15 protein-coding genes are annotated in these 24140 nt (G+C 34.9%); 5 read left to right on the top strand and 10 right to left on the bottom strand.

Annotation, left to right across the window (positions count from 1 at the left end):
• Positions 1-53 precede the first annotated feature (53 nt).
• From Q1A73_RS12875 to Q1A73_RS12865, 3 genes are all read right to left on the bottom strand, one after another.
• Positions 54-1862, bottom strand: a complete 1809-nt coding sequence (locus Q1A73_RS12875) for a sodium:solute symporter family protein (RefSeq protein ID WP_299606206.1) — start codon at positions 1860-1862, stop codon at positions 54-56.
• Between the two features lie 101 nt (positions 1863-1963).
• Positions 1964-2692: a LytTR family DNA-binding domain-containing protein gene (locus Q1A73_RS12870; RefSeq protein ID WP_299606203.1), complete on the bottom strand. Its 729-nt coding sequence runs from the start codon at positions 2690-2692 to the stop codon at positions 1964-1966.
• Positions 2689-3750, bottom strand: coding sequence for a histidine kinase (locus Q1A73_RS12865; protein ID WP_299606201.1), 1062 nt, complete (start codon positions 3748-3750; stop codon positions 2689-2691). Before Q1A73_RS12865 ends, Q1A73_RS12870 begins: the two co-directional genes overlap by 4 nt.
• 213 nt (positions 3751-3963) lie before the next feature.
• On the opposite strand from Q1A73_RS12865, the gene Q1A73_RS12860 reads away from it, so the two are divergent.
• From Q1A73_RS12860 to Q1A73_RS12840, 5 genes are all read left to right on the top strand, one after another.
• Entirely contained in the window at positions 3964-7086 is a 3123-nt protein-coding gene (locus tag Q1A73_RS12860) for a SusC/RagA family TonB-linked outer membrane protein (protein ID WP_299606199.1), read from the top strand.
• 33 nt (positions 7087-7119) lie between these two features.
• Positions 7120-8655, top strand: a complete 1536-nt coding sequence (locus Q1A73_RS12855; protein ID WP_299606196.1) for a SusD/RagB family nutrient-binding outer membrane lipoprotein — start codon at positions 7120-7122, stop codon at positions 8653-8655.
• Positions 8656-8715: 60 nt separating this feature from the next.
• Positions 8716-10626 carry a glucosamine-6-phosphate deaminase gene (gene nagB / locus Q1A73_RS12850; protein ID WP_299606193.1) on the top strand — a complete coding sequence of 637 codons (1911 nt, stop codon included), beginning with the start codon at positions 8716-8718 and terminating at the stop codon, positions 10624-10626.
• 200 nt (positions 10627-10826) lie between these two features.
• On the top strand, positions 10827-11699 hold the full coding sequence (locus tag Q1A73_RS12845) for an N-acetylglucosamine kinase (protein ID WP_299606191.1): 873 nt from the start codon (positions 10827-10829) through the stop codon (positions 11697-11699).
• Between the two features lie 3 nt (positions 11700-11702).
• A complete protein-coding gene (locus Q1A73_RS12840; protein ID WP_299606189.1) occupies positions 11703-14024 on the top strand; it encodes a family 20 glycosylhydrolase in 2322 nt (773 codons plus the stop codon).
• A 559-nt stretch (positions 14025-14583) separates the two neighbouring features.
• Here Q1A73_RS12840 and Q1A73_RS12835 read toward each other — a convergent pair.
• The 7 genes from Q1A73_RS12835 to paaZ form a co-directional block, all read right to left on the bottom strand.
• The gene (locus Q1A73_RS12835; RefSeq protein WP_299606187.1) at positions 14584-16674 is read right to left on the bottom strand and encodes an alpha-ketoacid dehydrogenase subunit alpha/beta; all 2091 of its coding nucleotides are present in this window, start codon (positions 16672-16674) and stop codon (positions 14584-14586) included.
• Between the two features lie 86 nt (positions 16675-16760).
• On the bottom strand, positions 16761-17834 hold the full coding sequence (locus tag Q1A73_RS12830) for a branched-chain amino acid aminotransferase (protein WP_299606185.1): 1074 nt from the start codon (positions 17832-17834) through the stop codon (positions 16761-16763).
• Positions 17835-17987: 153 nt separating this feature from the next.
• Complete coding sequence (locus Q1A73_RS12825; RefSeq protein ID WP_299606183.1) at positions 17988-19310, bottom strand: dihydrolipoamide acetyltransferase family protein; 1323 nt, start codon at positions 19308-19310, stop codon at positions 17988-17990.
• Between the two features lie 46 nt (positions 19311-19356).
• The gene (locus Q1A73_RS12820) at positions 19357-20130 is read right to left on the bottom strand and encodes a DUF3050 domain-containing protein (RefSeq protein ID WP_299606181.1); all 774 of its coding nucleotides are present in this window, start codon (positions 20128-20130) and stop codon (positions 19357-19359) included.
• The gene (locus tag Q1A73_RS12815; RefSeq protein WP_299606179.1) at positions 20127-20726 is read right to left on the bottom strand and encodes a transferase hexapeptide repeat family protein; all 600 of its coding nucleotides are present in this window, start codon (positions 20724-20726) and stop codon (positions 20127-20129) included. Before Q1A73_RS12815 ends, Q1A73_RS12820 begins: the two co-directional genes overlap by 4 nt.
• Before the next feature lie 90 nt (positions 20727-20816).
• On the bottom strand, positions 20817-21569 hold the full coding sequence (locus Q1A73_RS12810; RefSeq protein ID WP_299606175.1) for an enoyl-CoA hydratase/isomerase family protein: 753 nt from the start codon (positions 21567-21569) through the stop codon (positions 20817-20819).
• A gap of 17 nt (positions 21570-21586) precedes the next feature.
• On the bottom strand, positions 21587-24082 hold the full coding sequence (gene paaZ, locus Q1A73_RS12805) for a phenylacetic acid degradation bifunctional protein PaaZ (protein WP_299606173.1): 2496 nt from the start codon (positions 24080-24082) through the stop codon (positions 21587-21589).
• Positions 24083-24140: the final 58 nt, after the last annotated feature.

The raw sequence follows: 24140 nt of genomic DNA, 5'->3' as shown, positions 1-24140 counted from the left end.
CGAGAAATTTCAGTGCTATTCATTATGTATATTTTGCTAAATCTATGATATTATTAGACTATCAGGTCTTTTCCAATTTTTCTCCATACTCTCAAGAGCAAAACTCCTGAAATGATGGTTCCTGTTCCCAAAACGAGCGATTCCTGTAAATTACCATAAATTATATGTCCAGTTGTAAAAAGTACTCCATACACTAAGAAACATCCTAGTAATAGTGCTAAAATTCCTGATGGGACACTCCATCGGTCTGTGCTTTTTACAATATCAATATTATCCTGTTTTGCCTTTTTAATAATATTCTTCCAACCAGGCCCTCCTGGTTGTATTTTTTTGTAAAAATTGTACAGAACACTGTTACTTTCGGATTTTGTCAATAACGTTACACTTACCCAAACAACAGTTGTTATAAATACAATACTTGGAAGCTTTGTCCAGCTTGACATCATTGCTTCATTTCCAAAAAGCCTGTCTCCAATTGATGAGGCAAAAATTAATGAAACAACTCCAGAAATAATCATTGCCGAGATCTCACTCCATGAATTGATTCGCCACCAAAACCACCTAAGAATAAATATAAGTCCTGTTCCTGCTCCAAACATTATGATAATATCAAAAAGTTGTTTTGCATTTTTAAGATATAATGCAAAAAGTGCACTTAAAACCATAAGCACTACTGTAGAAATTCTACCAACCATTACCAATTCCTTTTCTGATGCATCTTTTTTTATCTGTTGTTTATAGAAATCATTAACAATATAAGAAGATCCCCAATTAAGATGTGTAGAGATAGTACTCATATATGCTGCAATTAATGAAGCAAAAACCAATCCTAAGAGCCCACTTGGTAATTTTGCCAACATTGCAGAATATGCTAAGTCGTGCCCTAATTTATCTTCGGTTACATTTGGAAAAGCTTCTTGGATACTCGCAATATCAGGAAACACAATAAGTGAGGCCAAGGCTACCAATATCCACGGCCATGGCCGCAATGCATAGTGCATAATATTAAAGAAGAATGTGGCTCCGATGGCATGATTTTCATTTTTAGCAGCTAACATTCTTTGTGCTATATATCCTCCACCTCCAGGTTCTGCTCCAGGAAACCAAGAACTCCACCATTGTACTGCTAATGGAATAATCAGTAATGTAATGAGAGCTTCTTTATCATCAAAGTCTGGCAAAAGAGATAATTTATCAGACACATTTGGATGTGTTATTAAGCTTTGAAGTCCACCAACTTCAGGGATATTCACCAGATAGTACGCTGCTCCTATTGCACCCGCTATCGCGATAAAAAACAATAAAAAATCCGTGTAAACAACTCCTTTAAAACCTCCCAGAGCACTAAATACTACGGTGATTATTCCTGCATACACGATAGTTTCCCAAGGTTCTAAACCGAGCATGATACTACCGATCTTAATCGCAGCCAATGTAACTCCTGCCATTGCAAAAACATTAAAGATAAGACCTAAATATAAAGCTCTAAATGACCTTAAAAAAACTGCGGGCGCTCCTCCGTAACGTAATTCATAAAACTCAATATCTGTACTTACATTAGATCTTCGCCACAATTTAGCATATATAAAAACTGTTAGAAGGCCAGTAATTAAAAATGCCCACCACATCCAGTTTGAAGAAACTCCATCCTTTCTCACAATATCAGTTACGAAGTTTGGAGTATCTGTAGAGAAAGTCGTAGCTACCATAGAGAACCCTAATAACCACCAAGGCATATTTCTACCTGATAAAAAATACTCTGAAGTGCTTTTTCCTGCTTTTTTTGATACGATTATCCCTATAAAAAGTGTAGTGAGTAAAATAACTATTATAATTGAGTAATCAAGTGTGCTTAGTTTCATGTGATTATATTTGCTGTATTATGGTTATGCCTATCGTGTAAAAAATATGATTCTATCTTTGTTTTAAAAGGTTTCTTGTAAAACCTGTATGTAATTGGCATTTACCCATTGAATAAATTTCCTTTGTTTTTTAGTATTTGTTTTTTAGCGTGAATTGAATAATTACGCCCGATAGGAATTCTCTTGTCTCCGATCTCTACAAGATTCCCCTCTACAGATTTTACTTTATCAATAGCAATAGCATATGATTTATGTATTCTAATAAAATTTTCAGATGGTAATTCATCGCTTATACTGGCCAACGATTTATGGGAAATATAGGTTCCTTCTACACTACGCAACTTTATATAATCTTTTAAACTTTCTATATAGAGAATATCCTTAAGAAAAATCTTGATTAGTTTTTTGTCTACTTTCAAAAAAATATGAGGAGCTTGTTCGAAATCAGCGAAAGGTTTTCCTTTATCTAGTGTTATCAATCTCGCCATCAACTTATTAATTGATTTTAAAAATCTACTAAACGGTATCGGTTTTACTAAATAGTCAAGTACTTCTAATTCATAGCTCTCAATTGCATACTCTTTATATGCAGTAGTAATAATAATTTGTGGATAGTCTTTCAGAGTTTTTAAAAATTCCAAACCATTCATCCTTGGCATATTTATATCTAGAAACACCACATCGACACCCCCATCCTCCAACAGAGGTAATGCTTCCAAAGGATTCTTAAACACTGCTATAACTTCAATATTTTTAAATTCTTTGAGATATGTTTCAATAATACTTATTGCTAAATGTTCATCATCAATTATGATACTTTTTATGGTCATGAGGTAGGGATTTTAAGAGTAATCTTATATAGGTTATTATCATTTGATATCAGTAACATGTAATTTTCATTATATAAAAGTTGTAACCTTCTTTCTACGTTTTTAATTCCAATTCCATTCTTTGACCTTGAAGAGGCTTTTTCATCATAACTATTCTCAGATATAAAAATCAAGGTATCGTCGCGAACTTCAAAAGAAACCAACAGACTCATTTCTCCTGTATCTTTAAAACCATGTTTAAAAGCATTTTCGACAAAAGGTAAAAACAGGAGAGGAGTTATTAATACATCATCGATACATCCTTTTATATTAATTTCTGTCTTAATTTGGCTTCCATATCTTATGTTTTCCAACTCTATATAATTATCAATATATTGTATCTCTTGAATCAATGAAACCTTTCTTTTACTAGCATCATATATGATATATTGCATAAATTCTGATAGTTTAACAACTACCTCAGATGCTTTCGAAGACTTTTGAATAGTTAACGCATATAAATTGTTTAACGTATTAAAAAAAAAGTGTGGTTGAATTTGAGCTTTGAGATATTGTAATTCGGTTTTATACTGTAATGCCGTTAATTGTTTTGTTTTATTTCTTTCCATAATAAAATCTATACTAATTTTTATAGAAAAGGTCAAAGCAAGAACGTAGAGTTCGCCTAGTACTACCGCTATGATATGATTAAGCCCAAAAGGTTCATTCTCACCTTGAGCTTCTGGCCATATATTTTCCGTAATTAACCAATAATTCAAAGTAGATCTTACCACATAATGGATCCCCAAACTAAAAAGCAAAAAAGTAACGTAAGTTGTATACTTTTTCTTTAATAAATAATTAGGAATGAGATAATATATGTTGAAATAAACAATTACTAAATGCAATGGAAACTCAACTAAGTTAGATCTAAATGAATACCAATAATCATTAAAATAACTTCCCCATCTGATCACATTAAAAAGAAAGTACGTTATCCAAAAATAGACATGGTACTTTGTTTCAATTGATCTTCCTACCACATCTTTGTGGATTGCGTTTTCTTCAATTTTTGACACAGAATTATGTTAATTTTATTAAAAAAACTGTGAAAAAGTATTATTAAATATGATAAAAAGCAAAAAAAAATTCAATCACTAAAAATATCAATAACGGTTATCTACGGTTACATGTCGTTCATTATCAAAATGCTGCTGTTTGGATAAAAAAAAAAAAAGAAAACCTTCTATCTATTAATTTAGAACAACACAAATAATCAATAAAAGGAAAACATGAGGCAAAAAAAATTAACTTTCATTTCATTTTTATTTTTAATAATAGGAGTTGCCGCTCAGGACAAAAGTATATCAGGAAAAGTTTCAGATATGGTTAACGATACTCCATTACCAGGAGTAAATGTAATTGTTAAAGGAACTTCTAATGGAGTACAGACCGATTTTGATGGTTTGTATACTATTAATGCTTCTGTAGGTGACGTATTAGTTTTCTCATATATCGGATTTAAAACGATAGAAAAGTTAGTTGATTCATCCGGTTCTATTAATATCCGCTTGGAACAGGACACAGAACAACTAGAAGATGTGGTAATCACTGCATTTGGTATTAGGGAAGAATCAAAAAAACTAGGATATTCCGTACAGCAAATTAAATCTGAATCCATTGTACAAACAGCAGATCCTAATGTAGGATCCGCAATTCGAGGAAAATTAGCTGGTGTTAATATTAATTCAAACTCAGGAGGAGTTGGATCCTCCATATCTATTAATGTTAGAGGAATCAGTTCATTAGGCACTAATAATCAACCTCTAATTGTATTAGACGGTGTTATTATTGATGATAATCAGGGCGGTCAAGGAGATTTTGCTTCAGGGCTCGATTATGGTAATACACTTTCTAATTTAAATCCTAATGATATTGAAAACATCTCCTTATTAAAAGGTGGAAACGCTACAGCACTTTACGGTTTTAGAGGAATAAATGGTGTTTTAGTCATAACCACAAAAAAAGGACGTTCTGATAAACCTACTGTAGAAATAAATTCTGCTGTAACAGCCAGTTCTATATTGGTATCTCCAAAATTCCAAAATGAATATGGACAAGGTGTATTCGATACCTCTACAAATCAATTGGTATATGACATTACCAATGGTAGTAGTTTTGGTCCGAGATTGGATGGGTCATTACAAGAACGTTTCGATGGTATTGGAACAGCACCTTATGCGGCAAATGATAATGAATTTAAAGATTTTTTTAGAACAGGTTTCTCTTTTTTAAACTCAGTTTCGGTTTCACAGGGTACGGAAAAATTTGACTATAGATTTAGTTATTCCAGATTAGATGATGAGTCGATCGTTCCCGGAAGTAACCTGAAACGTCAAAACTTTAGTATTAAAGCAGGAGCTTCTATTACTAACTGGTTGAAAATCGTGGGAAAAGTTGACTATATCCACCAAGATGCACAAAACCGACCTGAACTTACTGGAGGACAAACAAATATTACACGTGCACTTTCTCTAAGACCCAGAAATATTTCTAATGCTTTGCTAAGAGATAATTTTTTAGAACCAGATGGCACACCCAATAACTGGGCTGGAGCTTTCATCACAAATCCTTTTTACACATCAAATACGCTGCTAAATGAGGATGAGGTTGATCGATATATAGGGCTACTAGAATTAAACATAGATATTTTACCCGGATTAAAGGGTATTATGAGACTTTCTCAGGATCACATTACAACTAATCAGCAGATATTCAATCCTTTCGGAGCTTTTGACATCGCAGGTAATGGCCGTTTTTCTGATACCAATTCCACTGCAAGAACCAATAATTATGATTTGATTTTTAAGTATAATACAGATTTAAGCAATAATTTCAATTTAGGGGCCACCTTAGGTTTTAGTCATTCTGATGTTTCTTTTAAATCACTACAAGCTATTGGAGAAACTTTTTTACTACCCAATTTTTTCTCACTGAATAATTTTGAAAGTATTAGTGTAGTTCCAGGCAATGCTAAAAATTCATCAAATTCTGTCTTCGGTTCTATGACTTTAGGATTTAATAATTATTTATTTGCGGAATTTACAGCTAGAAATGACTGGAGTTCCACATTGCCGATAAATGATGCTTCGTTTTTTTATCCATCAGTGGGTCTAAGTTTTGTGGTAACCGATGCTTTTCCATCATTACAAGATAGTGGGGTATTATCAAATTTAAAATTAAGAGGAAGTTTTGCACAAACGGGAAATGCTACCAGCGCTTTTTCTTTGGTAAATACGTATAACGTATCTTCAAATCTCTTTAATGGACAACGTTTTTTCTTTTTCGGAAATGCAGAAGAAGGTGCAGGTTCTGGTCCAGAACTTAATAATCCTAATTTAGTTCCAGAAATATCAAATGCACTTGAGTTTGGTCTAGACGCCCGTTTTATGGACAATAGAATTGGACTTTCTGCTACCTATTATACCATCAGAACTGAAGATCAAATATTAAGATTGACGCTTCCTCCTGCAAGTGGCGCTGCAAATCAAATTATCAATGCAGGTTTAGTAACAAATAAAGGACTCGAACTTTCTCTGGATGCTGATATTATAAAGACCGAAGATTTTAGCTGGTCTACTACCGTAAATGTGACTACAAACGAAAATAAAGTAGAAGAATTAGCACAAGGAGTAGACAGAAACATATTGATACGACAATTTAATGATATTGTACAGGTAGCTGCAGAAGTAGGCTCCAGTGCTCAGGGATTATTCGGCACTACCTTTACCAGAGATGATAACGGAAATATAGTATATGATACGAATGGATTACCAGTGGTGAATACTGAAATATCTCAAATTGGAGACGTGGCTCCGGATGCTTTTGTAAACTGGGGAAACTCTTTCACCTATAAACAATTCTCTTTAGGTTTCTTATTTGATGCAAGATTTGGTGGCGATGTATTCTCGTTATCTGAAATACAAAGACATACACAAGGTACCGCAGTCGAGACATTACAAGGTAGAGAATTTTTTACTGGAGGACAAGGAATAATAGTTCCTGAAAACGCAACTGTAGACGGTATTTTAGATCCGGAGGTTGCACAAAGAGGGGTAAATCCTCAAATATATTGGGGTAGAGTTGGTCAGATCGGAGAAAATTGGGTGTACGATGGGAGCTTTATCAAATTCAGAGAACTAACCTTTGGATATAATTTCCCAGAAAAAAGTATTAAAGGATTGCATCTTTCTAATCTATCCATAAGCTATGTAGGAAGAAACTTAGCCATACTGCATAGCCATACTGATAATTTTGATCCGGAAACAGGGTTTAATACAAGTTTTGGAGGTGTTGAATTTTTTGGAATTCCCTCTGCAAGTAGCCACGGACTGAGAGTAAACGTTACTTTTTAAAAAATGAATAATGATATTAATAAACAAAGAATTATGAAAACTCCAAAACACACGATAAGACTATTTGTTGGTTTTCTTATACTAATTATTACCACAATTTCTTGTACAGAAGATTTCGAAGAAATAAATACAAATCCTATAAATCCTGAGACTGCAACCGTAGAAGGGATCATGGCTGGAGTACAGTATTTTGAATTTGCAGAACCTCGTTTCCTGACATGGAGAGGTAATCTAATTTATACAAGTCAATTCGCACATCAGTTTAGTTATAATGCTGAAGGTTCTTGGTTTGCGGGCGATGCTTATCAAAATAATCAGGGTTGGACGAATGCTATATTTGATGCTTCTTATCAAAAAGTCTCTTTAAACATTAGAAACTTGCTGGGTACCTACAATGATTTAGGAGATAAAAATGGTGCGGCTGTTACCAAAATTATGATGTCATGGTTTTATCAAAAAATGACAGACATTTATGGGGATATTCCTTACAGTAAAGTTGTTGGAGATGAATTAATTTTAGAGAATCCCCAACCAGCTTATGATTCTCAGAAAGATATTTATACTGGATTATTAAATGACCTAAAAACACAAATGGATGAGATTGGTGCATCATCAGAAATAATTGCTGGTGCAGAGGGAGATTTTATCTATAATGGTGATCCTCAAAAATGGAAAACTTTTGCTAATACTTTACGATTACGCATCGCGATACGATCCAGAGATGCTTTTATGCGAGATGGTGACCAATCTTTTATAGATACAGTGATTAATGAATGTCTAAGTAATCCATTACTAGACAGTTCTAATGAAGCTTTATTAAAGAAATCCGAATCTGCATTGATATTATCATTCCTCGATGGAAGTTTTGAAGATGTATATTGGGGATTTGGTGGATTGGGATCTAAGTGGGTATTCTCCGATCGTTATATGAATTTATTAAATAATAACAACGACCCTAGAGTCTTTCAAGTGGCTGACCCATCTCCGAATAATACTTTTGAGGGCACTGCAATTTCCATGAGAGGAATTATCCCAAGAAATAATCTTGCAATCCCATCTGAAAAAATCATAGGAACTTCAACAACCGATATTACTAATGTAGTGCCTACTCAAATACTCACCGCAGCTGAGTCGTACTTTTTACAGGCAGAAGCAGCCCTTCTGGGATATACAGGAAATCCGCAAGCCTTATATGAAGAAGGTATAAGAGCTAGCATGAAATTTTGGGGAGTCGATTCTGGCGACATCGAAACTTTTATTATGAACGAACCTATTGCGACTTTATCGGGATCTAATGAAGAACAACTAGAAGCTGTCTGGAACCAGCGATGGTTAGCATTATTAATGAATGGATATGAGGCTTGGTCTCTGGTTAGAAGGACAGAATTGATTCCTCCCTTAACGGATGATTCGATGTTTTTTGTTTCTGAACCCAACAATGGAAGAATCCCTAGAAGACTGCAATACTCTACTACCGAATTGGTTGCAAACGAAGAAAACGTAAAAGAAGCCATAGAAAGACAAGGACCAGATACAATGACCACCCCCATCTGGTGGGATATTGAATAATTATCATAGAAACTCTTATTAACCCTCCATAAATAAATATGGTACCATTAAAGACTAAAAATGATTAAAGAAATTAAATTCAGACAAGTCGGCAAATTTGAAGATACGAAGTTTGAAAAAATCCATAATGAAATATTTCAGGATTCTTCATATGCTTCTAAATTGGCAGCTTTAGAAATTTCAGACTTAATAAAACAAAAACAAAAGGAAGGTAAACCCTGTGTTTTAGGTTTAGCTACTGGATCCTCTCCTATAAAAGTATATGAAGAACTCGTTACATTGCATCGACTGGGAGAACTCAGTTTTAATAATGTAATTACTTTTAATCTGGATGAGTACTACCCAATGGATACAGACAACCAGCAAAGTTATTATCACTTTATGCATCAACATCTGTTTGATCACGTTGATATAAATCCCGAAAACATTAATATACCTTCTGGAAATATTAATGTAGAAGAAATCGATCAATACTGTATCGATTATGAGATGAAAATCAAAAAACTTGGTGGACTGGATTTTCAACTACTTGGTATTGGCAGAACTGGGCATATTGGTTTTAATGAACCAGGATCACATCGTAATTCTGGAACCAGAATTATAACATTGGATCATATTACAAGAAGAGATGCCTCTTCAGACTTTAATGGTTTAGAAAATGTTCCCAAAAGAGCAATTACCATGGGAATTAGCACAATCATGAAAGCTAAGCGTATTCTTTTACTTGCCTGGGGACATAAAAAAGCATCTGTTGTTAAAAAAACGATCGAAGGTGAAGTAACATCCCAGATTCCTGCTTCCTTCCTTCAGGAACACAAAAACATAACCATAATTCTAGATAATGAAGCTGCCGAGGATCTTACCAGAATAAAAACACCATGGTTGGTAGATCAATGTATCTGGACGCCTAAGCTTAAGCTAAAGGCAGTCACCTGGCTAAGCCAGGAGGTACAGAAACCATTGTTAAAACTAACAGATAAAGATTATAATGACCATGGTATGTCTAGCCTACTCACATTAGAAGGGTCCGCATACGAACTTAATATCAAAATGTTCAATCATTTACAAAATACCATCACTGGCTGGCCTGGTGGAAAACCAAATGCTGATGACACCAAACGTCCAGAGAGAGCCAACCCAGCTAAAAAAAGAGTCCTGATCTTTAGTCCGCATCCTGACGATGATGTAATTTCTATGGGAGGTACATTTTCCAGACTTATTGATCAAGGGCATGATGTACATGTAGCTTATCAAACCTCTGGAAATATCGCTGTAACAGATCAGGAAGCTTTAAAATTTGGTGAGGTAGCACGATGTCTGTCTGAAAATGATCCAATTTTCAAAAAAATAATAGACGCAATAAAACATAAAAACAATAGAGATATTGATACCGCAGAAGTTAGATTAACCAAAGGTCTTATTCGAAGAATGGAATCCTACGGAGCGACTCGTTATTTAGGGCTTCCCGATCATAAAGTACATTTCCTCAATCTTCCTTTTTATGAAACTGGAAAAGTAAAGAAAAACCCAATCGACAATGTCGATATCAATATCATAAAAGATATTATAACGGGTATAAAACCACATCAGATTTATGCTGCAGGAGACCTGGCAGATCCGCACGGAACACATAAACTTTGTCTTGATGCCATTTTAGAAACCGTATCCATTCTGAAGGAGGAAGAATTTATGAATGACTGTTGGCTGTGGTTATATCGAGGAGCTTGGCACGAATGGGATATCCATGATATCGAAATGGCTGTACCTCTAAGTCCAGATGAAGTAAATAGAAAGACAAATGCCATTCTTTTTCACCAATCACAAAAGGATAAAGTAATGTTTCAAGGAGAAGATTCTAGAGAATTTTGGTTAAGAGCGGAAGAAAGAAACAAAAATACTGCAGAATTATACGATAAACTTGGGTTAGCTGATTATGAAGCTATTGAAGCTTTTAAAAGACATTATTTTTAGTGCATATAACCACATCATTTTTTATGAATCTAAAAGGTGTATGATGAAAAATATAACAAGGCTAACCATTGATTTAGATGTAGATCACTTTATAGAGAAAACCAAGGCAAAAGTTTTGGATCAAAACGAAATTCAGATTTAGAAATAAGCTATAAATCATTTACATCTCAATTATCAAGCAAACTATAAAATTATTAAGTATGATACTAATTGCTGATAGTGGTTCTACAAAATGTGATTGGACTTTAATTGATCAACTGGGGAATCATATATCCTCACAAACAACCATTGGAATCAATCCATTAAACATGTCACAAAGTAAAATTGAAAATATAATATTCGAAATTTCTGAGGTATTCGAAAAGAGAAATCAAATAGATAAAATACACTTTTACGGAGCTGGTTGTGGCACTGATACATCTAATCAAAAAATTAAAGCATCCTTCTATTCCATTTTTAAAAACTTAAAACTACTAAAAATTGAAGAGGATATGATTGCTGCTGTTCACGCTACAACAAAAACACCCGCAGTCATCGCTATTCTTGGAACAGGATCTAATTGCTGCTACTTTGATGGAAAGAAAGTAATACAGCATACGCCTTCTTTAGGATATCTATTAGCCGATGAAGCCAGCGGTAATTATTTTGGGAAAGAATTACTAAAAAGTTTCTATTTCCGGAATATGCCTTCCAGCCTTGCTATAGGTTTTAAGAGCAAATTTGGCGCTGATCTAGAGCAACTCTTGTATAATTTATATGAGCTAAAACGACCTAATGCTTATTTGGCGTCATATGCGATCTTTTTATTCGAGCATCGAGGTCATCCTTTTATCGAAAGAATTTTACACAATGGAATCAAGGTATTCCTAGACAATTATATAATGCTTTATGCAAAAGAGCTACAAAATTATCCCTTACATTTTGTTGGTTCCATAGCATACTCTACCCAAGACATCATCAATAAAATGATATCGGAAAGGGGTTTTTCGGTCAAAAGCTTTGTCAAAAAACCTATTAAAAATCTAATTAACCATATTGTTTCTAATGAGTATCCTTTGCAAAAAACATCTTAACATATGAATAGATCCATTCTATATATACTATCCATTTTTGTTTTATTCATCTCTTGTTACAAAAAAAATGAACAAAACATCGCCGTTAATACAAGCCCCAGAATTACTCCAATGCCTCTGTCATTATTGGAAAAACAAGGAGGTTTTACAATCGACAAAGAGACCTCATTCTTTTCAAAAGAAGAAGAAGCAAAGAAAATTGCCACTTTTTTCATAGAAATGATTCAGGAAAAAACCGGATTACTTCTTAATACATCCGAAGAAAAAAAAGAAAACTCCATCCATTTAGTGATAGATTCTTCTTTATCCATAAACGAAGAAGGCTATTTGCTAAAAACCTTTGAAGATCACATCATAATAACTGCAAAAACCGCTAAGGGGTTATTTTATGGGACACAATCTTTATTACAATTACTACCGTCTGTATCAAGAGAAGATTATACATCAGACATCGAAATTATCATTCCATCGGTAGATATTAAGGATGAACCAGCTTTTAAATGGAGGGGTGTTTTATTAGACGTATCCAGGCATTTTTTTACAGTAGAATTTATTAAGAAGCAGTTAGACTTCTTAGCAACCCTAAAAATCAACAAATTCCACTGGCATTTAACAGATGATCAAGGTTGGCGTATAGAAATAAAACAATATCCAAAACTAACTGAAATTGGTGCTAAAAGAGGAGATAATAATAATACTATCTATCACGGATTTTACACACAGGAAGACATAAAAGAAGTTGTAGCGTATGCTCAAGAGCGATTTATAGATGTCATTCCTGAATTTGACATGCCTGGCCATGCCAGAGCAATTCTTGCTGCATATCCAGAATTGGCGTGCGAGAAAAAATCTTTTGAAATAAGAGAAATTTGGGGTGTGGATTACAACATCTTATGTGCAGGAAAAGAAAATGTATATGTCTTCATAGAAAATGTCATAGCAGAAATGGCAACATTATTTCCTTATCAGTACTTTCATGTAGGAGGTGATGAAGTTCCCAAACGCAACTGGAAAGAATCAGAATTATGTCAAAAGTTGATGAAAAAAGAAGGGTTAAAAGACGAAGAAGAACTACAGAGTTACTTTATGGAACGTGTAGAAAAGATATTGCACAAACATCATAAAGTAATGATTGGTTGGGATGAAATACTTGAAGGAGGAATTACTGAGACTACTAACATTATGTCATGGCAAGGCGAAAAAGGAGGAATAAAGGCGGCAAATCAAGGTCATGATGTAATAATGACTCCATTGGATTATGTATATCTTAATTTTTATCAAGGTAGTAAACAAGTTGAACCCATGGCTTTTGGGGGGCATACACCATTACAAAAAACATACTTGTACAATCCAATTCCGGATGCTATAAAAGAAGATAAAAGGCATCATATTTTAGGATTACAAGGAAATTTGTGGGCCGAGCAAACGGATAACGATAATATTGCAGAATATCAACTATATCCTAGATTAATAGCGATTGCAGAAATTGGATGGACAGTTCGTAAAAACAAAAACTTCAATAATTTCTTGAACCGATTAAATAGTCTTTACCCAATACTAGATGATCATGAAATAAATTACCATATACCATTACCAGAAGGACCTTCATCCGATCACGTAGTATTTATAGATAGTGTGACTTTGCCATTTAGCACTACCCATCCTGTGAAAATGGTATACACCACAGATGGATCAAATCCAACGTACAACAGCGAAGAATATACTTCTCCTCTTACTTTTCATAAAAGTACAACATTAAAAATCGCTTCTATATTACCGCATGGCAAAATTAGTAAAACAAGAACTATAGATATTGTCAAGCAATCGTATCTCCCATCTATTTCAGAATCCGTAGATCTATCACCAGGATTAAAGATAAAAACGATCAAGGGACATTTCTTGAACATAAATGAAATCAAAAAAGAGATCCCTTCAGAAGTATCAGTTGTTAAAAATATTAGAGAAGCGAATAATACTTTCGATTGGGGACATGAAGTAAATAAAGAAAATTTTAAAGCTGTATTTTTAGAAGGATATATTGATATCCCGGAAGACGGGATATACTATTTCTCCAGTACGCAAGATCAAATATGGATTGGTAATCAATTAGTTATTGATTACCAAAAAATAATAAAAAAACATCCTGAAGAAAGCTCTATTGCACTTAAAAAAGGAAAACATAAGCTCAAAATTGTATATCTGAATAATATTGTAAAAGGCTGGGCATCTGATTGGAATACAGTGGAATTAAAATATAGAAAAGAATTTGATAAAGAATATAAAACAGTAAATGAACATATGATTTTCTACTCTACTAGTATATAGAACTAAAGAAGCCTTATCATTATATCAAAGATTCTAATATATCCTGATAGTCACGGAAAAGTTGCCGTGTAGGAAAGGGTATTGATGTCATTCAAAACAAAAAAGTAAACACTTTACAATAAAAAATCTTAACATCATTATTACTTTGATAAACTCGCATTATTAAGGCATTAGTTTAATCAGATAAGACTTAGAAGTAATTGAAAAAAACAAAATAAACTTATAAAAACAAAAAAGAGCGTCTCCACGCTCTTTTTCTTCACACAAATCATCTTAATTTAGGGGCTTATTCTAAAATTAAAACTCACTTTTTTAAAATGCTTTCATCTTGGGGGGAATGAAAGCGCTAACTCATTAACTCTGGTGTAAAGATACGATCATTTTTTAATTCTCCAAACAAAATCGTGTATTTCGTCTAAAAAAATATGCTTTTTAACATATTTATAATCAAATATTATTATGTTTTGTAGGTTTTTTCTTTCTTTTATTTATTTTTACTAGTAAAAAAACCCCTAGCTATATAAATAACTAGGGATGAAACTATTATATTTTGTACGTATCAATACTTCAATAACTCATATATTTTATTTTTTACTTTTTCTGTTGAAGGAATCATGGTCTGTTCTAATGTACTATTTAACGGAATCGCTGGCATATTTTCGGCCCCAATAGTCATCACAGGAGCGTCTAAGGATCTAAAACACTCTTCCTGTATTTTTCCAGCTAGTGCTCTGGCAAATGAATTATTTGAAGGCTCTTCTGTAACCACTAAACATTTTTTAGTTTTTCTTACAGATTCCATGATAGTTTCTTCATCTAAAGGATGCAATGTTCTCAAATCAATAATCTCTACAACATCTGTTATTTCTTTAGAAGCATTCAACGCCCAATGCACTCCCATACCATAGGTAACTATCGTTATGGTTTCTTTCTCATCTTGTGGCCAGATGCGTTGTACTACATTTGCCTTACCGAATGGTAAGACATAGTCTTCTGCTGGTTCTATAGTTCTTGCAGCATCAGTACCTTTTACTTTGGACCAATACAATCCTTTATGTTCAAAAATCACTACGGGATTAGGATCATAATACGCTGCTTTCATTAGTCCTTTAAGATCTGCTCCGTTACTAGGATACGCAATCTTTAATCCTCTAATATTTGTTACTACGGATTCTACCGAAGATGAATGATAAGGTCCTCCACTTCCATACGCCCCTATAGGAACTCTCAATATCATAGATACCGGCCATTTACCATTAGACAAATAGCAAGAGCGACTCACTTCTGTAAATAACTGGTTTAATCCTGGCCAAATATAATCTGCGAATTGAACCTCTACTATTGGTTTTAAACCAACTGCAGACATTCCAACTGTAGATCCTACAATAAATGCCTCTTGAATAGGTGTATTAAATACACGTTCATCTCCAAATTTCTGAGCTAGGGTAGCTGCCTCTCTAAAAACACCTCCTAATCTTCCTCCTACATCTTGCCCATACAACAAACACTCTTTGTGTTTCTTCATTAATTCTTCTACTGCGAATAAAGCACAGTCTACCATCACCACCTCATCCTTATCATCAGGTGCGCGTTCCCCAGATTCTTCAAGAATTGGTGTTGGTGCAAAATCATGAGTAAACAAATCCTCAGGAGTTGGATCTTCAGCTTTCATAGCTTCTTCCAAATCCTTTTTTACATTTGTCTGCGCTTCTGCTTCAATTTTTTGAACTTCTTCTTCTGTAAATCCATTTTCTAATAGTTGATTCCTAAGTACTGGATATGGATCTCTAGATCGAGCTTCTTCCAAATCATCACGATACCACTCCATCCGTACACCAGAAGTATGATGGTTTAATAACGGAACCTTGGCATGTACCAACATAGGTCTTCTCTCTTCGCGAATTGTTTTAATCACCTCCTGAACAGCCAAGTAGCTTTCCATAAAATTAGCTCCATCAATAGTAATGGCTTCTAATCCATGAAAACCTGCCGCATATTCATAAGCACTTTGTGCTCTGGTTTCTTCTTCATTTGCAGAAATATCCCATCCGTTATCTTGTACCAAATATAATATTGGTAATTGTTTTAATGCTGCCATCTGGAACGCCTCTGCAATTTCTCCCTCAGTAACCGAAGCATCTCCCAACGAACACAACACTAGTGGTGCAGCCATAGGCTGTTCAGATATCTCACTGTTGCTGGAATCGTTATGGGGAATATCTACTAACTCTTTATACTGCATTCCTAACGCTACACCAGTAGCCGGAATTGCTTGCATTCCCGTTGCGGATGATTGATGCGGAATCTTTGGTTTATCAGCATCCTTTAAACTTGGATGCGAATAATAGGTACGACCACCAGAGAAAGGATCCTCCTTTTTTGCTAATAATTGCAACATCAGATCATACGGACGCATTCCTATACCCAATAACATAGCGTCATCTCTGTAGTACGGAAATGCATAATCTTGTGGCAATAGCTGCATTGCTGCAGCTATTTGAATAGCTTCATGCCCACGAGAGGTAGCGTGTACATACTTTGATACTACTTTGAAATTATCTTCATATAACTCAGCCATAGACTTGGCGGTGCATAATAATGAAAATGCTTTTTGTAAAACTTCCTTTGCTACCGTTGTTGATACTATCATATCATCTAGATTTTTGATGTAGGATTTACGAGATACGATTACTTTTTAAGCCTTTCCATCGTAAATCTGAAATCATAATTCGTAAATTAACTTACCTTTTCTTCTATCTGTACAGGAATAATCCAACCATGATTATCCGCTTGCTTTTGGGTTTTGATCTCATCCATGGTCTTTTTCATATCCTGACTTACTGGATTTTCGGATGGTAATGTAATTACCTCTTCATTATAGCCGATTGCTTCGACCATAGCGATAGCAACAGCCGTTCCAGTACCAAAAGCTTCTTCTAATTTTCCTTGTTTTGAAAACTCAATAACCTCATCAATTGTGATTGGTCTTTCTGTGACCTCAAATCCTTTATCTTTTAATAACGTAATCACACTATCTCTGGTAATTCCCTTTAGGATAGATCCATCTGTACTAGGAGTAATAAACTTACCTTCTACTTTAAAGAAGATATTCATGGTTCCTACCTCTTGTACATATTTATGTTCATTGGCATCTAGCCACAATACCTGATCATATCCTTTGGCTTTTGCTTTCTCAGTAGGCAGAATAGCTGCTGCATAATTACCCGCAGCTTTTGCTTCTCCTGTACCTCCATCGGCAGCTCTGATATATTCAGTTTCTGCATACAACCTAATTTTTTTGGTAAAAAATGGTCCTGCAGGAGAGCAAATCACAATGAACTTATAACTTGTCGCTGCTCGCATTCCGATAAAGGGTTCATCTGCATACATAAATGGTCTTAGATATAGTGCGCTACCTTCCATTGGTGGAATCCAAGAATGCTCGACTCCCACGATTTTTGCTACGGCTTCTACAAATAAAGATTCTGGAATGGTAGGCATGCCCATTCGTCTAGCACTATGATTAAAACGTTTTGCATTTTCTTCAGGTCTGAATAGTAATGGAGTATTATCATTTCCCACTGTCGCCTTCATTCCTTCAAAAATAGCTTGCCCATAATGCAATGCCATGGCTGCCGGATGCGTAGGAATTAATTTTAAAGGTTCTATTCTTGGATTGTTCCAGCTTCCATTTTCATATTCACATATAAACATATGATCCGTAAAAACTGTTCCTAAAGGAATATTATCAAAATCTACGTCTTTTAATCTTGAATCTGAAGTTCTTGTAATTTTGATTTGTTGTTCCATAATTATATTTTTTTTGGCGCATCCCTTCTTCAGTCGGGTCGGGCTATTCGTTCATACTCCTCGTCTTGCCTCCTTCGGCAACACTTCGACAAGCTCAGTGTGACATCTCAGGATACAAGTCTGTGGGGTAACCACTACTATCCCTTGCGCATATTATATTTCTCGATTACTATCAAAAGCTTCTAACTCATCTCCTACTTTTCTTAAGAAGGATCCTCCCAAGAAACCGTCTACTACCCTGTGATCAAATGATAAGGATAAATACATCATACTTCTTATGGCAATTTCATCTCCTTTATCTGTAGTAATAACTTCTGGACGTTTTTTGATAATTCCTAAAGCCAGAATAGCAACTTCCGGTTGATTAATAATAGGTGTACCCATTAAACTACCGAATGTTCCTACATTAGAAATGGTGAATGTACTACCTTGAATCTCTTCTGGTTTCAAACTATTAGTTCTGGCATTATTGGCAAGGTGATTTACTTGTTTTGCTAATCCTAATAGATTTTTTTCATCCGCTTGTTTTACCACAGGCACAATCAAATTACCACTAGGCAGTGCTGTTGCCATTCCTATATTAATATCTTTATGCACAACGATTTTGTTTTCATCAACTGAAACATTGATCATAGGATATTCCTGAATGGCTTTTGCAACTGCTTCAACAAAAATTGGTGTAAAGGTTAGTTTCTCTCCATACTTTTCCTGAAACTTTACTTTATGATTATTTCTCCATTCAACCAAGTTGGTCACATCAACTTCTATATAACTGGTTACGTGAGGAGAGGTATGTTTTGAGTATACCATATGATCAGCGATCATCTTACGCATACGATCCATCTCAACAATTCGATCCTTTCCTTCAACAAAAGAAATTGGCGGTGCTTTATAGGTTGATTTTGAAACCTGAGGTTGTTGAGGTCTACTAGGCAATGGATATTTTCTGTTTTTCAAATATCCAATAATATCACTCTTACGGATACGTCCTCCTTCTCCTGTTCCAGCTATATTTTGAACTTCTTCTATGCTTAAATTCTCCTTTTTAGCTATACTAATGACTAAAGGCGAAAGGAAACCATCATTTTCAGAAGAACGTATTGCTTTAAATTGCCCTCTCTGTCCTCTTGAAGTGGACATCTCTCCCAAAGGGAGAGAAGCCGAACTTGATTTCTTTTCTTGAACTCTTTCTATAGAGCTTTCTTCTTTTTTGGTTTCTTTTTGTACTACTTCACTATCTGCATCTATAATGGCTATAACGCTTCCTATTGCTACTACTTCATTCGGTTCAAAAAGAATTTTAGAAATAACACCATTACATGGAGCAGGTACTTCAGAATCTACTTTATCTGTAGCTACTTCTAGAATAGTTTCATCTTCTTCCACAGGATCTCCAACCTTTTTTAACCAATTTAAAATGGTTGCTTCGGAAATACTTTCACCCATTTTGGGCATTTTCAATTCTATCGTCGACATTTGGTTAACTAATGTTTGTTAGTTTTAAATCTAAAATTAAAATTTCTTATGTTACTGTACTATTTTGTAACACTTCCGAGATATTATCCCATAGTGCTATTCGGTTCGCCAGGGCCATTTTGCTATATAATAATGCCTCTTCCCAATGCTCTTTAGTTTCGCAAAGAGACGCTATCATTTCTAAACTAAGTGGTCCATGTTCGTCACCATCTAATTCTATATGTCTTTCTAAATAGTACACTAATTTTTCCAGAGTAACATCCGAATTATCTTGAATTCCTTTTACTATTTCGATAAACATATCAGGAATCAGGTCTTCTCTTCCAAATGTAAATACAGCAGCTATAATATGAGGTTTACTGGTTGCGATAACCTCGAATGTAAACTTCATAAACATTTTTACTTGTTCAGAAATAGGTAAGCTATCTATTGCATTTTGGACATTTTCTCCTGCAGCGATATTCTTAACCAAAGCACTTACCTGATCAGTATTTGCTCCCACTTCTTCCATTGCATCCAGATACATTTCAAAATGGCTAACTGATTTACCCGATCGATCAATATCACTTTCTTCTCCTAATACAATTTCATTAATAAATCTTCTCACTTTTGGATTACTAGAGGGTATCCAAGGAAGATTAACCGTTGTCAAATGTATTTGCAAACTTTTTAGCAATGACATAAAATCCCAAACTGCAAAAACATGACTTTCCATAAAAACTCTTACATCCTGTACTTCCTTCATTTGATTATACAAAGGATGTTTTGCAAGCTGTAATCGCAATGGTTCTAATTCTTGTATCAGTTGATCTATATTCATCTTTTTTCTTTAAATTCTTCTAGTGTTTTATAAAAAGCTTCTTGAGTTGGTCTATCCTTAGGAATTTTTCTTAAGGGCTCTACTTCTTGTAACGACTCAAAACAATCTGTCGGTAACTGCTGATATAATTGGGTTCCTTTGGTTTTCCAATGAATCATTTCATCAGTAACCTCTTTAATAACTTTTGCCGGATTACCAACAATAAGACTTCTTTTGGGAACAATTGTTTTTGCTTTTACAAACGACATCGCTCCTACGATACACTCATCTCCAATTTCTGCATCATCCATAATTACTGTATTCATACCTATAAGGCAATTACGTCCTAAATTAGCTCCATGAATTACCGCTCCATGGCCTACATGTGCACTTTCCTTAAGCACAATGGATTTACCCGGAAACATATGTACGGTACAATTTTCTTGTACATTTACTCCATCTTCTAAAACGATCTCTCCCCAATCTCCTCTAATAGCAGCTCCAGGACCGATATAACAGTTTTTACCAATAATCACATTACCAGTTACTGCTGCTAGTGGATGTACAAAGCTGCTTTCGTGTACTACAGGTATATATCCTTTGAAGCTATAAATCATATTTATTTTTGTCAGTCTGAGCCTGTCGAAGACTCTTTTCCTATTCACTAATTGTTACACTTCGACAAGCTCAGTGTGACAACCAGGTTTTTATTTGAATCTTTTTAATGTTTCTTTTGTAAAATCACTTAACACTAATCTACCGCTTATCACTGCTCTTTCTGCCAGTAAAGTATCCCATTGTTCTGTGCCTGCCCAAAACGCTTTTTTCATTTCAGACATGGCTTCAGGATTGTAAGTGCATAGATGCGCTGCAAATGCTTTCACCTCTTCATCTAAGGTCTCTGTATCTTCAAAAACTTTGGTAAACAATCCTTTATCACGAGCCCATTCTGCTTCATAAAAAGAATTTGCGTCAATAGCTATTTGAGACATTGCAGATAATCCTATTTTCCGTTCTACTGCAGGACCTACTACAAATGGACCTATTCCAACATTCAATTCACTTAATTTAATCGAAGCGAATTTACTAGCCATACAATAATCTGTAGCAGAAGCAAGTCCTACACCTCCACCAACTGTTTTACCCTGTATACGACCAATAATGAATTTTGGGCATTTACGCATAGCGTTGATCACATTGGCAAAACCAGAGAAAAAGATTTTACCTGTCTCTGCATCATTGATATTGATTAACTCTTTAAAACTAGCTCCTGCACAAAAGGTTCTATTACCTCCACTCTTTAAAATAATTACTTTTATCTGGTCATTTTCACCAGCTTCAGTAATTGTTTGTGCTAGTTTAGCCAGAATATCTCCTGGTAATGAATTATGCGCTGGATGAAAGAACTCTATAGTTCCTATCCCATTTTCTATATCTATATGTACGTAAGGTGCTGTCAATTTTTTATTCTTAAATTTTATAATAATCCGAACTGTTCAAAGTGATGATTCAAATGTTTTACATTAAGTAGATCCCACTCAAACTTATTCATCTCTCCAAAAACTGCATTTTTGGTCACTGTTTCTGGATTTTCTTTGAAAAATATTTCCAAATTATCTAATGCTTCTAACAATTTGGTTTTAGCAGTAGCAAGGTTTTCATGTCTTAAAACTTCTAGGTCTCCTTTTTTCATCAAAGGATGTTGATGTTCTCTTGGCATGGGTTTATGATTATAAACCATCTCTTGTACTTTTTCTAAATACTCCTCTGGAGTAGCGATCTCAAAATCCTGAATTTCACCAGCTCCAATGCGTACTGTATATTCTAGATGTTCTATCATATGTTGTGGTGTCATGATGCCCCACTTCGGTTTCATATCTTCAGTAAGCTTTGCTAAATATCCTTCAATATTTGAACGATTCACTTGTACAAATGGTGATTTTTTTTGTACCATCGTTAAAATTGTAGCTATTGCGGCTAATTCATCTTCTTGATCAAATACCTCTACGAACCACTTTACGATTCCACTCGGTAACTCTTTACCTCTATGATCACGATCAATCTTTTGCTTACAAGTAAGTCTTACATATACCGTATCATTATGGTAGATAGGTCTCAGGAACCTACACTCCTCTAAACCATAATTTGCCGCTACCGGTCCTTTATTAGGATATACAAAAAGACCTGCTGCCGCTGCTAATATAAAATATCCGTGTGCTGTTCTTTTTTCGAAAATACTTCCTTCTAGCGATGTGATATCTGTATGAGCATAGAAATGATCCCAAGTAAGATTAGCAAAATTTATGATATCAGTATCCGTAACTGTCCTTTTATGTGTTTTTAACGACATTCCTGGTTCGATATCTTCCCAGTGATATGCAAATGGATGCTTATCTGTTTCTTTGTATTTTGAGTTGGCTTGGTAAATCCCGGTTACTTCAGTGAGAGTTGTTGGAGTACCTTGTACGGCACATCGTTGCATATAATGTTTAATTCCTCTCATGCCACCCATCTCTTCACCACCACCAGCTCGACCTGGACCACCATGGGTTAACATTGGCAATGGAGAACCATGACCAGTACTTTGCTTAGCGTTTTCACGATTTCCAACTAAAATACGTCCGTGATGTGAAGCTGCTCCAACTACAAACTCTTTGGCTATCCGATCATCATAGGTAAAAATAGAAGATACCAAAGATCCTTTACCCATATGCGCAAGAGTGATGGCATCATCCAATGTATCATATGGCATGATGGTTGAAACTGGTCCAAATGCTTCTATGATATGTGCTTCTGTATTTTTGAAGGGATCATCTTGTCTCATCAAGATTGGACTAACAAATGCTCCTTTTTCTGCATCAGCACCAACAGTTTCTATGGTATCTAAACTACCATATACCATTTGTGCAGTTTTTGCTATTTCGGATACATTATTACGGAAACTTTCTACTTGTTGTTTGCTCGCCAAAGCTCCCATTCTTACTTCTTTCAACCTTGGATCACCGATAGTAACCTTATCTAATTGTTGTCCTAATGCAATTTGAACATCTTCTACTAAACTAGATGGAACAATAATTCTTCTGATTGCGGTACATTTCTGACCTGTTTTAACGGTCATTTCTTTCCTAACTTCTTTGATAAAAAGATTAAATTCTGGAGTACCTGGTAATGCATCTTTACCTAATACTGAAGCATTCAAAGAATCTGCTTCCATTGTAAAAGGAACTGATTCCTCAATTAACCTAGGATGTGCTTTTAACAATTTACCTGTATGTGCTGATCCTGTAAAAGTCACTACATCTTGAGATTCAACAGTATCCAAAATATTTTTAGTCATACCACTAAGTAATTGCAAAGAGCCTTCTGGAAGAATTCCAGAATCAATGATCACACGCACCACAGCTTCGGTTAAATATGCTGTCTGTGGTGCTGGTAATACTACTGCGGGCATACCAGCCATCCAATTGACTGCACATTTTTCTAACATTCCCCAAATAGGAAAGTTAAATGCATTGATATGTACTGCAACACCACGTTTTGGGACCAAAATATGATGTGCCATAAATCTTCCGCCTCTTGATAAATCTACTGGATCACCTTCTACATGATACGATTGGTTAGGAAATAATTTTCTAAGAGATGCATTAGCAAACAAGTTTCCGAATCCTCCTTCTATATCTATCCAACTATCAATACGCGTTGCTCCGGTACGATAACTTATCTCGTAAAACTGCTCTTTCCTCTTAGTTAAGAACAATGCTAATTTTTTAAGCATATTTCCTCTCTCCTGAAAGGTCATTTTTCTTAACACCTCGCCTCCTTTGGTTCTGCCGTATTGTAATACTGATGGTATATCCAAACCATCAGTTGTAGAACGACCAATTACTTCTCCGGTTACGGCATCATTCATAATGATACCATCACCTTCTCCTTCTGCCCATGTTCCATTGATATAGCTTTGTAGTATTTTCATGCTTTCGCTTTTTATTTTCTTTTTTTATTTCCTTTTTGTGTAATGTAAAAAAGAAACA

Origin of the sequence: uncultured Aquimarina sp., from assembly GCF_947492115.1 — a bacterium.
Taxonomy (GTDB): Bacteria; Bacteroidota; Bacteroidia; order Flavobacteriales; family Flavobacteriaceae; genus Aquimarina.
This window is presented reverse-complemented; position numbering and strand designations above follow the sequence as displayed.